Annotated in this window: 10 protein-coding genes; all 10 read left to right on the plus strand. The window is 70.5% G+C overall.

From position 1 onward, the window contains the following. Window positions 1–78: 78 nt before the first annotated feature. The 10 genes from coaE to tpiA all read left to right on the plus strand — a co-directional run bounded on the left by coaE (window position 79) and on the right by tpiA (window position 13,624). A complete protein-coding gene (coaE, locus tag Q6969_RS00055) occupies window positions 79–693 on the plus strand; it encodes a dephospho-CoA kinase (protein ID WP_317228629.1) in 615 nt (204 codons plus the stop codon). Window positions 694–703: 10 nt separating this feature from the next. Continuing rightward, a complete protein-coding gene (gene uvrB / locus Q6969_RS00060) occupies window positions 704–2,770 on the plus strand; it encodes an excinuclease ABC subunit UvrB (protein WP_094115995.1) in 2,067 nt (688 codons plus the stop codon). Between the two features lie 88 nt (window positions 2,771–2,858). After that, window positions 2,859–5,780 (plus strand): excinuclease ABC subunit UvrA, encoded by a 2,922-nt coding sequence (uvrA, locus tag Q6969_RS00065; RefSeq protein WP_317228630.1) that lies wholly within the window; start codon window positions 2,859–2,861, stop codon window positions 5,778–5,780. After that, window positions 5,780–7,708 carry an excinuclease ABC subunit UvrC gene (gene uvrC, locus Q6969_RS00070; protein WP_317228631.1) on the plus strand — a complete coding sequence of 643 codons (1,929 nt, stop codon included), beginning with the start codon at window positions 5,780–5,782 and terminating at the stop codon, window positions 7,706–7,708. Before uvrA ends, uvrC begins: the two co-directional genes overlap by 1 nt. A 79-nt stretch (window positions 7,709–7,787) precedes the next feature. After that, entirely contained in the window at window positions 7,788–8,663 is an 876-nt protein-coding gene (rapZ, locus tag Q6969_RS00075) for an RNase adapter RapZ (protein ID WP_317228632.1), read from the plus strand. Between the two features lie 29 nt (window positions 8,664–8,692). Continuing rightward, window positions 8,693–9,673: a DNA-binding protein WhiA gene (gene whiA, locus Q6969_RS00080; protein WP_012299318.1), complete on the plus strand. Its 981-nt coding sequence runs from the start codon at window positions 8,693–8,695 to the stop codon at window positions 9,671–9,673. A 177-nt stretch (window positions 9,674–9,850) separates the two neighbouring features. Then, window positions 9,851–10,477: a superoxide dismutase gene (locus Q6969_RS00085; RefSeq protein ID WP_094115993.1), complete on the plus strand. Its 627-nt coding sequence runs from the start codon at window positions 9,851–9,853 to the stop codon at window positions 10,475–10,477. Window positions 10,478–10,601: 124 nt separating this feature from the next. Then, entirely contained in the window at window positions 10,602–11,609 is a 1,008-nt protein-coding gene (gene gap / locus Q6969_RS00090; RefSeq protein WP_317228633.1) for a type I glyceraldehyde-3-phosphate dehydrogenase, read from the plus strand. A 6-nt stretch (window positions 11,610–11,615) separates the two neighbouring features. Continuing rightward, window positions 11,616–12,830, plus strand: a complete 1,215-nt coding sequence (locus Q6969_RS00095) for a phosphoglycerate kinase (RefSeq protein ID WP_317228634.1) — start codon at window positions 11,616–11,618, stop codon at window positions 12,828–12,830. Further along, window positions 12,821–13,624 carry a triose-phosphate isomerase gene (gene tpiA / locus Q6969_RS00100; protein ID WP_317228635.1) on the plus strand — a complete coding sequence of 268 codons (804 nt, stop codon included), beginning with the start codon at window positions 12,821–12,823 and terminating at the stop codon, window positions 13,622–13,624. The genes Q6969_RS00095 and tpiA overlap by 10 nt, the downstream gene beginning before the upstream one ends. Window positions 13,625–13,700: the final 76 nt, after the last annotated feature.

Here is a 13,700-nt window from a genome sequence, read left to right on the forward strand (position 1 = left end):
GGCCCTCCCTTCCGGGAGGGCCGCCTTCGTCGTCCCCTGGCGCCGCGCCGCTCCTCCGGGCGCACCTAGGCTGGATGCATGCGGAGGATCGGACTGACGGGCGGCATCGCCGCGGGCAAGACGGTGGTGGCCGACCGGCTGGCGGAGCTCGGCGCCGTGCGCATCGACGCCGACCGGCTGGCCCGCGAGGTGGTGGAGCCCGGCACGCCGGCGCTGGCGGAGATCGCCCGCCGCTTCGGCCCGGACGTCATCGCCGCCGACGGCTCGCTCGACCGGCCCGCGCTCGGCGCCGTCGTGTTCCGCGACCCGGACGCCCGGCGCGACCTGGAGGCCATCACGCATCCGGCGGTCCGCGCGCTGTCCGCCCGGCGGATGGCCGAGGCGGAGGAGCGGGACCCGGACGCGGTCGTCGTCTACGACATCCCCCTGCTGGTCGAGTCCGGCCGCGTCGACGAGTTCGACCGGATCGTGGTGGTCCACGCGCCGCGCGAGGAGCGGATCCGGCGCCTGGTCGAGCTCCGCGGCATGCCCGCCGAGGAGGCCGAGCGGCGCATCGCGGCGCAGGCCACGGACGCGGAGCGCCTCGCCGTCGCCGACGACGTCGTCGACTCCGGCGTCTCGCTGGCGAGCACCCTGGCGCAGACCGATCGGCTGTGGGCGAACCTGTCCGGCGGTGTCGGAGGCCGCTCGTAGACTCGGGGGCATGCAGCCCACCCGGTCCGTGCGCCCGTTCAAGGTCGTCAGCGAGTACTCCCCGAGCGGCGACCAGCCCACGGCCATCGCCGAGCTGGCGGGTCGGGTCAACGCCGGCGAGCCCGACATCGTCCTCCTGGGCGCCACCGGCACCGGCAAGTCCGCCACGGCGGCCTGGCTCATCGAGAAGGTCCAGCGGCCGACGCTCATCCTCGCCCACAACAAGACCCTCGCGGCGCAGCTGGCGACGGAGTTCCGCGAGCTCATGCCGGACAACGCGGTCGAGTACTTCGTCTCCTACTACGACTACTACCAGCCCGAGGCCTACGTCCCGCAGACGGACACGTTCATCGAGAAGGACTCCTCGGTCAACGCCGAGGTCGAGCGCCTGCGGCACTCCACCACGAACTCGCTGCTCAGCCGTCGGGACGTGGTGGTCGTGAGCACCGTGTCCTGCATCTACGGCCTCGGGCAGCCGGAGCAGTACATGAACGCGATGGTGGCCCTGCAGGTGGGCATGCAGATCAACCGCGACACGCTCATCCGCAAGTTCGTCTCCATGCAGTACCAGCGCAACGACGTCGACTTCTCGCGCGGCAACTTCCGCGTGCGGGGCGACACCATCGAGATCATCCCGATGTACGAGGAGCTGGCCATCCGCATCGAGATGTTCGGCGACGAGATCGAGGCGCTCTACACGCTGCACCCCCTCACGGGCGACGTGGTCCGCAAGATGGACTCGGTGTCCGTCTTCCCCGGCTCGCACTACGTGGCGGAGACCGAGGTCATGCAGCGTGCCATCGGCACCATCCAGCAGGAGCTGGAGGAGCGCCTGGCGGTGCTCGAGCGCGAGGGCAAGCTCCTCGAGGCGCAGCGCCTGCGGATGCGCACCAACTTCGACATCGAGATGATGCAGCAGATCGGCTTCTGCTCCGGCATCGAGAACTACTCGCGCCACATCGACGGGCGCGACGCGGGGGAGGCCCCGCACTGCCTCCTCGACTACTTCCCGGACGACTTCCTCGTGGTCATCGACGAGTCCCACGTCACGGTGCCGCAGATCGGCGCCATGTTCGAGGGCGACTCGTCGCGCAAGCGCACGCTCGTGGAGCACGGCTTCCGTCTCCCGAGCGCGCTCGACAACCGGCCGCTGAAGTGGAACGAGTTCACCGAGCGCGTCGGCCAGACCGTGTACATGTCCGCGACGCCCGGCAAGTACGAGCTCGGCATGGGCGACGGCGTGGTGGAGCAGATCATCCGCCCCACCGGGCTCATCGACCCCGCCATCGTGGTCAAGCCCACGAAGGGCCAGATCGACGACCTGCTGGAGCAGATCCGCGTCCGCGTCGAGAAGGACGAGCGCATCCTCGTCACCACGCTCACCAAGAAGATGGCGGAGGAGCTCACCGACTACTTCGCCGAGGCGGGCGTGCGCGTGCGCTACCTCCACTCGGACGTGGACACGCTGCGACGCGTCGAGCTCCTCTCGGAGCTGCGCGCGGGCATCTACGACGTGCTGGTCGGCATCAACCTCCTGCGCGAGGGGCTCGACCTCCCCGAGGTCTCGCTCGTCGCCATCCTCGACGCCGACAAGGAGGGGTTCCTCCGGTCGTCGACGTCGCTCATCCAGACCATCGGCCGCGCGGCGCGCAACGTCTCGGGCGAGGTGCACATGTACGCGGACGTGCTGACGGACAGCATGAAGCGCGCCATCGAGGAGACCGACCGTCGGCGCGAGAAGCAGGTCGCGTACAACCTCGAGCACGGCATCGACCCCACCCCGCTGCGCAAGCGCATCGCGGACATCACGGAGATCCTCGCCCGCGAGGGCGAGGACACGAAGAAGATGCTCGAGGGACGCGGAGGCGGCAAGCGGTCGCCCACGCCGAACCTCCGACGCGAGGGCAAGGCGGCCGCGGGCGCCAACGAGCTGGAGACGATCATCTCCGACCTCAACGACCAGATGCTCCAGGCTGCCGGCGAGCTGAAGTTCGAGCTGGCGGCGCGGTTGCGCGACGAGCTCGGGGACCTGAAGCGGGAGCTGCGGCAGATGGAGAAGGCGGGCCACCTGTCCTAAGGGCGGGTGCCCGGGCCGGGGAGGAGCAGGCGCCGGTCGCGGCGTCCCCGCCGTCGGTCGTGTCGGTGGCGACGCATACGATGGACAGGTGTCAATCTCCCCCGTCGAGTCCTCCTCCCTCCTCAGCGTGCGCGGTGCGCGCGTGCACAACCTCCGCGACGTCGACCTCGACATCCCGCGCGACTCGCTCGTCGTCTTCACGGGTCTCTCGGGGTCCGGCAAGTCCTCCCTCGCCTTCGACACGATCTTCGCGGAGGGGCAGCGCCGGTACGTCGAGTCGCTGTCCGCCTACGCGCGCCAGTTCCTCGGCCAGGTCGACCGGCCTGACGTCGACTTCATCGAGGGCCTGAGCCCCGCGGTCTCCATCGACCAGAAGTCCACGAACCGCAACCCCCGCTCGACGGTCGGCACCATCACCGAGATCTTCGACTACATGCGGCTGCTCTGGGCCCGCATCGGCGTCGCGCACTGCCCCACCTGCGGGGAGCGCATCTCCCGCCAGACGGTCCAGCAGATCGCCGACCAGCTCATGGAGCTCGAGTCCGGCACCCGGTACCAGGTGGTCAGCCCCATCGTGTCGCAGAAGAAGGGCGAGTTCGTCGACCTCTTCGCGGAGCTGGCGTCCGGTGGCTACTCGCGTGCCATCGTCGACGGCGAGCTCATCCAGCTCAGCTCGCCGCCCAAGCTGAAGAAGCAGTACAAGCACGACATCTCGGTCGTGGTCGACCGCCTCGTCGCGAACGAGGACATCCTGGGCCGCCTCACGGACTCGCTCGAGACCGCGCTCCGCCTCACGGACGGCATCGTCATGATCGACTTCGTCGACGTCGAGGGTCCCGGGGGCCTCCGCACGTACTCCGAGAAGCTGTCCTGCCCGAACAACCACCCGATCCAGCTCACCGAGATCGAGCCGCGCACCTTCTCGTTCAACGCGCCGTTCGGCGCATGCCCGGAGTGCTCGGGTCTCGGCACGCGCATGTCGGTCGACCAGGAGCTCCTGATCGGCGACGAGTCGCTGAGCATCGCGGACGGCGTCATCCTGCCGTGGACCACGCAGGGCAAGGGCCTCTTCCAGTACTACGAGAAGCTGCTCGCCGGTCTCGCCCGCGACCTCAAGTTCTCCCTCACGACGCCCTGGCGGAAGCTGTCGGAGGAGGTCCGCGAGGCGGTCCTCCGCGGCAACGACTTCGAGGTGCAGGTCAAGTGGAAGAACCGCTACGGCCGGGAGATGACCTACTCGTCCGGCTTCGAGGGCGTCATGCCGTACATCGAGCGCCAGTTCGCCCAGGCCGAGACCGACAACCAGCGCGCGCGCTGGGGGGAGTACCTCCGCGAGATCCCGTGCCCCGTGTGCGACGGCAAGCGCCTGAAGCCCGAGGTGCTCGCCGTCCTCGTGCACGGCGCGAACATCGCGGACGTGGCGGAGATGAGCCTGTCCGACGCGCAGGAGTTCATGGCGCAGCTCGAGCTGACCGACCGCGAGGCGCACATCGCCGCGCAGGTGCTGCGGGAGATCCGCGTGCGCCTCGAGTTCCTCATCGAGGTGGGGCTCAACTACCTGAACCTGGCCCGCGCCGCCGCGTCGCTCTCCGGCGGCGAGGCGCAGCGCATCCGCCTGGCCACGCAGATCGGGTCCGGGCTCACGGGGGTGCTCTACGTGCTCGACGAGCCGAGCATCGGCCTGCACCAGCGCGACAACCGCCGGCTCATCGAGACCCTGGTGAAGCTGCGCGACCTCGGCAACACGCTCATCGTCGTCGAGCACGACGAGGACACCATCCGCACGGCCGACTGGATCGTCGACATCGGCCCGGGCGCCGGCGTCAACGGCGGCAAGGTCGTGCACTCGGGCTCCTACGCCGGGCTCATCGAGAACCGCGAGTCGCTCACGGGCGACTACCTCGCGGGTCGCAAGGCCATCGCGACGCCCGCCAAGCGACGCAGGATCGACCGGAAGCGCCAGATCCAGGTCGTCGGCGCGCGCGCCAACAACCTGCAGAACGTCACGGCCGCGTTCCCGCTCGGCACGCTCACCGCGGTCACGGGCGTCAGCGGATCGGGCAAGTCGTCCCTCGTGAACGACATCCTCTACCGGGTGCTCGCCAACGAGCTCAACGGCGCCCGCAAGGTCCCGGGCAAGCACTCGCGCGTCACGGGGCTCGAGAACCTCGACAAGGTCGTGCACGTCGACCAGAACCCCATCGGCCGCACCCCGCGCTCCAACCCCGCGACCTACACCGGCGTGTTCGACCGCATCCGCACGCTCTTCGCCGAGACGACCGAGGCGAAGGCCCGCGGCTACCTCCCCGGCCGCTTCAGCTTTAACGTCAAGGGCGGCCGCTGCGAGGCGTGCTCGGGCGACGGCACCATCAAGATCGAGATGAACTTCCTGCCCGACGTGTACGTGGCCTGCGAGGTCTGCGGGGGAGCGCGCTACAACCGCGACACCCTGAGCGTCCACTACAAGGGCAAGAGCATCGCCGAGGTGCTCGACATGTCCATCAGCGAGGCGGCGGAGTTCTTCGAGCCCATCCAGGCCATCCACCGCTTCATGAAGACGCTCGTCGACGTGGGCCTCGGCTACGTGCGGCTGGGGCAGAGCGCCACCACGCTCTCGGGCGGCGAGGCGCAGCGCGTCAAGCTGTCGACGGAGCTGCAGCGGCGGTCGAACGGCCGCAGCGTCTACGTCCTCGACGAGCCCACCACGGGCCTCCACTTCGAGGACGTGCGGAAGCTCCTGCTGGTGCTCAACGGGCTCGTGGACAAGGGCAACACGGTCATCGTCATCGAGCACAACCTCGACGTCATCAAGTCCGCCGACTGGCTCATCGACATGGGCCCCGAGGGCGGCGCCGGCGGCGGCACGGTCCTCGCGACCGGCACGCCGGAGCACCTCGCGACGGTGCCGGAGAGCTACACCGGCGGGTTCCTCCGCGAGGTCCTCGACGCCGAGGCCGAGGCGGCCGCGCTCGAGTCGCAGCGTGCGCGCGAGGAGCGCGCGGCCGGCTGATGGCCCGCACCGACACGGTCGGCTACCGCCCGGCGGCGGGGGAGATCCCCACGTCGCCGGGCGTCTACCGGTTCCGCGACGCCGCCGGCCGCGTGCTGTACGTGGGCAAGGCGAACAACCTCCGCGCCCGCCTCGCCAACTACTTCGCCCCCCTGCAGAGCCTGCACGAGCGCACGCGCCGCATGGTGACCTCCGCGGCCGGCGTGGAGTGGACCGTGGTCGGCAGCGAGTTCGAGGCGCTCCAGCTCGAGTTCACCTGGATCAAGGAGTTCGATCCGCCCTTCAACGTCAAGTTCCGGGACGACAAGTCGTACCCGTACCTGGCCGTGACGCTGGGGGAGGACTACCCGCGCGTCATGGTGACCCGCAACCGCAAGATCCGCGGGGCCAAGTACTTCGGCCCCTACACGAAGGTGTGGGCGATCCGCGAGACGGTCGACCACATGCTCAAGGTCTTCCCCGTGCGCTCCTGCTCGGAGAGCACCTTCAAGCGCGCGCGGCAGACCAACCGGCCGTGCCTGCTGGGCGACATCGGCCGCTGCGCCGCGCCGTGCGTCGGCCGCGTCTCGGAGGAGGAGCACCGCGAGATCGCCGACGACTTCGTGAGCTTCATGGCCGGCAACGACTCGAAGTACGTGGGCCAGCTCACCCAGCGGATGAAGGACGCCGCGGCGGAGATGGACTACGAGGCCGCGGCGCGGCACCGTGACGACATCGGCGCGCTCGAGGCGGCGCTGTCCAAGACCGCCGTCGTGTTCGACGACCGCGTCGACGCCGACGTGTTCGGCATCGCCGCGGACGAGCTCGCGGCGGCCGTGCAGCAGTTCATGGTCCGCGGCGGCCGCATCCGGGGCACGCGCACCTGGGTCGTCGACAAGGAGCTCGACATCGGCATCGGCGAGCTCGTCGAGACCGTCCTCCACAACGCCTACGAGGACGAGGCGCACCCGCCCCGCGAGGTCCTCGTCCCGGAGCTCCCGGCGGACGCCGCCGAGCTGGAGCTGTGGCTCAGCCAGCGTCGGGCCGCGGGGGAGGACGACGGCACCGTCCGCCGGGGACGGCCGAGCTCCTGGCAGGTGGACCTCCGGGTCGCCCAGCGCGGCGACAAGGCCGCGCTCGCGCAGACCGCCGCCACCAACGCGCAGAACGCGCTCATGCTCTACAAGACGAGGCGCAGCTCCGACTTCACGACGCGGTCGAAGGCCCTCGCGGACATCCAGGAGGCGCTCGGCATGCCCGACGCCCCCCTGCGGATGGAGTGCTACGACGTCTCGCACCTCAGCGGCACCAACATCGTCGCGTCGATGGTCGTATTCGAGGACGGTCTCCCGCGCAAGGACCAGTACCGCCGCTTCAACATCGCCGACTCCACGGACGACACCGAGTCCATCCACCAGGTCATCACCCGGCGTCTCGCGTACCTCGGCAAGGAGGCGGAGGTGCCCGCCGACGCCGCCCCGCCCGAGCTCGGCGAGGCTCCGCCGGTCAACAGGTTCTCCTACAGCCCGAACCTGCTCATCGTCGACGGCGGCCAGCCGCAGGTCGCGGCCGCCCAGCGGGCGCTCGAGGAGTCCGGCGTGACGGGCATCCAGCTCGCGGGCATCGCGAAGCGCCTGGAGGAGATCTGGCTGCCCGACTCGGACTACCCGATCATCCTGCCGCGCAACAGCGACGCGCTCTTCCTCATCCAGCGCATCCGCGACGAGGCGCACCGGTTCGCCATCACGCACCAGCGCGCCCGTCGGAAGCGCGACATCACGTCGGTGCTGAACGAGATCCCGGGTCTCGGTCCGTCGCGGGTGCAGCGCCTTCTCCAGCAGTTCGGCTCGGTCGCCAAGCTCAAGCAGGCGGAGGTCGAGGAGATCGCGGCCGTCCGCACGATCGGCCCGACACTCGCGCAGGCCGTCTACGAGCGGCTCCGCTCGTGATCCGGGGCCGCGGGCGGCGTGTCGCGGGTCCCGCCTAGACTCGACCCACAGACCAGCGCGACGAGAGGTGCATGCCGGCATGAGCGTGGAGATCCCCCAGCAGGACGTCATGATCGTGACGGGGATGTCCGGCGCGGGCCGCTCCACCGTCGGCAACGCTCTGGAGGACCTCGGCTGGTACGTCGTCGACAACCTGCCCCCGCAGATGCTCAAGCCGCTCGTCGAGCTGGCCGGCCGCGCGGGCACGTCGCTGCCGAAGATCGCCGCGGTGGTCGACGTGCGCGGCGGCGACTTCTTCTCCGAGCTGCGCGACGTCCTGCAGACCTTCGGCACGGGACCCCGCCTCCGCGTCCTGTTCCTCGAGGCCACGGACGCGGCGCTCGTGCGCCGCTTCGAGCAGGTGCGCCGGCCGCACCCCCTGCAGGGCAACGGGACGCTCCTGGACGGCATCGCGGCCGAGCGCGCCCGGATGATCGAGATCCGCGAGGCCAGCGACCTCGTCATCGACACGTCCGAGCTCAACATCCACCAGCTGGCCACGACCATCACCGAGCAGTTCAGCGGGGCCGACGACGCCGGCGTCCGCGTCACCGTCATGAGCTTCGGCTTCAAGTACGGGACGCCCGCGGACGCCGACATGGTTGCCGACATGCGCTTCCTGCCGAACCCGTTCTGGACCCCGGAGCTCCGGCCGCTCACCGGCCGCGACAAGGCCGTCAGCGACTACGTGCTGGGCCAGGAGGGCGCCGAGGAGTTCGTCCACGCGTACGCCCGGGCCCTCGCCCCGGTGCTCGCCGGGTACCAGCGGGAGAACAAGAGACACGCTACGATCGCTATCGGCTGTACCGGCGGCAAGCACCGCTCGGTAGCCGTCGCCGAGGAGCTCACCAGCCTCCTCCGCGCCCTTCCCGGCGTCGCTGTCAGCACCAAGCACCGCGACCTCGGCCGGGAGTAGGGCACCCATCTCATCAAGGGAGTAAGCATTTGCCTCTGACCTCGGACGTCAAGGAAGAACTGTCACGCGTCGAGGTCAGCAAGACCACGGTGAGGGCTGCCGAGCTGGCCACGATCCTCCGCTTCTCCGGCGGTCTGCACCTCATCTCCAACCGCATCGCCGTGGAGTCGGAGCTGGACACCCCGCTCCTGGCCCGCCGCGTGCGCAAGGACCTGGCCGAGCTCTACGGGGTCCGCAGCGACATCTCCGTGATCCCCGCGTCCGGCATGCGCCGCGCCACGCACTACCTTGTCCGCGTCATGGAGGGCGGCGAGACCCTGGCGCGGCAGACGGGGCTCCTCGACGCGCGACGCCGGCCCATCCGCGGCCTCCCCAACCGGCTCACCACGGGCTCGCGCGAGGAGATCGCCGCCGTGTGGCGCGGCGCGTTCCTGGCGGCGGGCACGCTCACCGACCCGGGTCGCTCCGCCGCCCTCGAGGTGACCTGCCCCGGCAACGAGGCGGCGATGGCCCTCGTCGGCGCCGCCGGCCGTCTCGACGTGAGCGCGAAGGCGCGCGAGGTCCGTGGCGTCCACCGCGTCGTGATCCGCGACGGCGACGCCATCGGGCAGATGCTGCGGGCCATGGGCGCCCAGGGCACGGTCGTCAACTGGGAGGAGATGCGGCAGCGTCGCGAGGTGCGCGCCACCGCCAACCGCCTCGTCAACTTCGACGACGCCAACCTCCGCCGCTCCGCGCAGGCGGCCGTCGCCGCGTGCGCGCGCGTCGAGCGGGCCATGGAGATCCTCGGCCCCGACATCCCCGAGCACCTCAAGTACGCCGGCGACCTGCGCCTGCGCTTCCGCGACTCGAGCCTCGACGAGCTGGGTCACCACGCGGATCCGCCCATGACCAAGGACGCGGTCGCCGGGCGCATCCGCCGCCTGCTGGCGATGGCCGACAAGAAGGCCGTCGACGAGGGCCTGCCCGGCACCGACGCGAACCTCCCGGCCGACCTCGACGACGTCTGATCCGCCCGGGGCGCCCGCGGCACGCGGTGTCGTCCGCAGCGGGCTGCGGGCGGGATCCGCTCGACGTCCGGCGTCATCCGGCCAGGTCCCGCGGAGGGCCGCCGGACTAGACTCGATCCGTCACCCACCCCCGGCCTCTGGCCGGGAGCCCCCGGGCAATGAAGAGGAGATACACCTATGGCTGACTACACTCTCGTCGACCTCCCGTACGACTACTCGGCCCTCGAGCCGAGCATCAGCGGCCGCATCATGGAGCTGCACCACGACAAGCACCACAAGACCTACGTCGACGGCGCGAACACCGCCCTCGTCAAGCTGCAGGAGGCGCGCGACGCCGGCGACCTGACGTTCGTCAACAAGCTGCAGAAGGACCTCGCGTTCAACCTCGCGGGCCACGTGAACCACACGGTGTTCTGGAACAACCTCAGCCCCGACGGCGGCGACAAGCCCACCGGCGAGCTCGCCGCGGCCATCGACGAGTTCTTCGGCTCGTACGACAAGTTCCAGGCCCACTTCACCGCCTCCGCCCTCGGCATCCAGGGCTCCGGCTGGAGCATCCTCGCGTGGGACTCGCTCGGCCAGAAGCTCATCATCGAGCAGCTGTACGACCACCAGGGCAACCTCGCCGCGGCGACCGTGCCGATCCTGCTGCTCGACATGTGGGAGCACGCCTTCTACCTCGACTACGTCAACGTCAAGGCCGACTACGTCAAGGCGTTCTGGAACATCGTCAACTGGGCCGACGTGCAGGCGCGCTTCGAGGCCGCCCGCACCAAGACGCAGGGCCTCTTCCTCCTCTCGTAGGCGCCGCCGCGGGCGGCCGGACGGGAGACCCCGGCCGCCCGCGGCTCCCGCACGCCAGGACTCCCGCACCCGAACCTCCACCACCCACCGCCGCCCCCGAGCGCGCAGAACATCAGGAGAACACGTGACCGTCAAGATCGGCATCAACGGCTTCGGCCGCATCGGCCGCAACTACTTCCGCGCAGCGCTCGCCAAGGGCAGCGACATCGAGATCGTCGCGGTGAACGACCTCACCGACAACACGGCCCTCGCGCACCTGCTCAAGTACGACTCCATCACCGGCCGCCTCGACGCGACCGTCGAGCTCGACGGCGACAACATCGTCGTCAACGGCAAGGCGATCCGCGTGCTCGAGGAGCGCGACCCCGCCAACCTCCCCTGGGGCGAGCTGGGCGTCGAGATCGTCATCGAGTCCACCGGCCGCTTCACCAAGGCGGAGGACGCGCGCAAGCACATCGCCGCCGGCGCCAAGAAGGTCCTCGTCTCGGCGCCCGCCACGGGCGACAACGTCGCGACCCTCGTCCTCGGCGTCAACGAGGGCACCTACGACCCCGCCACCCACGACGTGATCTCCAACGCGTCGTGCACCACCAACTGCCTCGCGCCCCTCGCCAAGGTCTTCCTCGACGAGTTCGGCATCGAGCGCGGCCTCATGACGACGGTCCACGCCTACACGGCCGACCAGAACCTGCAGGACGGCCCGCACAGCGACCTGCGTCGCGCGCGCGCCGCCGCGGTCAACATCATCCCCACGTCGACGGGTGCCGCCAAGGCGCTCGGCCTCGTGATCCCGGAGCTCGTCGGCAAGCTCGACGGCTACGCCCTCCGCGTGCCCGTGCCCACCGGCTCGATCACCGACCTGACCATCGAGACCACGGCGAACGTCACGGTCGAGCAGGTCAACGCCGCCTACAAGGCCGCGGCCGAGGGCCCGCTCAAGGGCATCCTCAAGTACACCGAGGACCCCATCGTCTCGAGCGACATCGTGAACGACCCGCACTCCTCCATCTTCGACGCCGGCCTCACGAAGGTCATCGGCTCGCAGGTCAAGGTCGCGTCGTGGTACGACAACGAGTGGGGCTACTCCAACCGCCTCGTCGACCTCACCGAGTACGTCGCCGATCGCCTGTAACCGGCCGTGGCACTCCGCACCATCGACTCCCTGGGGGACCTCCGGGGTCGTCGCGTCATCGTGCGCTGCGACCTCAACGTCCCCCTGAAGGACGGCGTGATCGGGGATGACGGGCGCATCCGCGCCTCGCTGGGGACCCTCACGGGTCTCCGCGAGGCCGGCGCGCGCGTCGTCGTGATCTCGCACCTCGGCCGGCCCGACGGCACCCCGGACGAGCAGTACAGCCTCCGCCCCGTCGCGGCGCGCCTCGGCGAGCTGCTCGACGCCGAGGTGGCGTTCGCGACGGACACCGTGGGCGACTCCGCCGGCGCCGCCGTGGACGCCCTCGCGGACGGCGACGTCGTCGTGCTCGAGAACCTGCGCTTCCACGCGGAGGAGACGAGCAAGGACGAGTCCGTCCGCCGCGGCTTCGCGGAGTCGATCGCCGAGCTGGGGGACGCGTTCGTGTCCGACGGCTTCGGCGTCGTGCACCGCAAGCAGGCCAGCGTCTTCGAGCTCGCCTCGGTCCTGCCGAGCGCCGCCGGCTCGCTCATCGCGAGCGAGCTCGAGGTGCTGGACCGCCTGACGGAGAACCCGGAGCGGCCCTACACGGTCGTCCTCGGCGGTTCCAAGGTGTCCGACAAGCTCGGCGTCATCGGCCACCTGCTGCCGCGCGTCGACTCGCTGCTCATCGGCGGGGGGATGCTCTTCACCTTCCTGAAGGCGCAGGGCCACTCCGTCGGATCCAGCCTCCTCGAGGAGGACCAGGTCGAGACCGTCAAGGGCTACCTGGCCGAGGCGGAGGAGCGGGGCGTCCAGATCGTGCTCCCCACCGACGTGGTGGTCGCCGACGGGTTCTCCGCCGACGCCGCACACGAGGTCACGCGCGCGGACGCCATCGAGCAGACGCCCGCGGGCGAGAAGGGGCTCGGGCTCGACATCGGCCCCGAGACCGCCGAGGCGTTCGCCACCATCATCCGCGGTTCGACCACGGTGTTCTGGAACGGGCCCATGGGCGTCTTCGAGCTGGAGCCGTTCGCGGCCGGCACGAAGACGGTCGCCGACGCGCTCACGCGCGTCGAGGGGCTGTCCGTGGTCGGAGGCGGCGACAGCGCCGCGGCCGTCCGCGCGCTCGGATTCGATGATGACCGCTTCGGTCACATCTCGACCGGAGGCGGCGCGAGCCTCGAGTTCCTCGAGGGGAAGCGCCTGCCGGGACTGGAGGTCCTCGGATGGCAGTGACGGATCGCCCCGCGGGGCGCACGCCCCTCATCGCGGGCAACTGGAAGATGAACCTGGACCACCTCCAGGCCATCGCCTTCGTGCAGAAGCTCGCGTGGAGCCTCAAGGACGCGAAGCACGACTACGCGGAGGCGGAGGTCGCGGTGTTCCCGCCGGCCACCGACATCCGGAGCGTGCAGACGCTCGTGTCGGCCGACAAGCTGGAGCTCGCCTACGGCGCGCAGGACGTCTCCGAGCACGAGTCGGGCGCCTACACGGGGGAGATCTCCGCGGCGTTCCTCGCGCAGCTCGCCTGCCGCTACGTGATCGTCGGCCACTCGGAGCGGCGCACCCTGCACGGGGAGACCGACGAGCAGGTGGCCGCCAAGTCCACGGCGGCCGTCGCGCACGGCATCGTCCCCGTGATCTGCGTGGGCGAGACCGCGGCCGACCTCGAGGAGCACGGCGCGAGCGCCGTCCCCGTGGCGCAGCTGCGCGTCGCGCTCCAGGGGCTCGAGAAGGGCGCCGACGTCGTCGTCGCCTACGAGCCCGTGTGGGCCATCGGATCCGGCGTCGCCGCGACTCCCGAGCAGGCCCAGCAGGTGGCGGCGCCGCTGCGCGCGGTCGTCGCCGAGATCCTGGGCGACGAGGCCGCGAAGGCCACGCGCATCCTCTACGGCGGATCGGTCAAGTCCGGCAACATCGCGGGCTTCCTCCGCGAGCCGGACGTGGACGGCGCGCTCGTCGGCGGCGCCAGCCTCGACGTGCAGGAGTTCTCCGCCATCGCGCGGTTCCGCTCCCACGTCGGCGTCTGATCCGCTCACCCGCTCCGAGCCGTCCGCGCCCCTCCGGGCGCGGACGGCTCGCCGCGTCCAGCCGCCCGCTATAATC

This window comes from Clavibacter sp. MX14-G9D, from assembly GCF_032917815.1.
GTDB classification, from domain to species: domain Bacteria; phylum Actinomycetota; class Actinomycetes; order Actinomycetales; family Microbacteriaceae; genus Clavibacter; species Clavibacter michiganensis_K.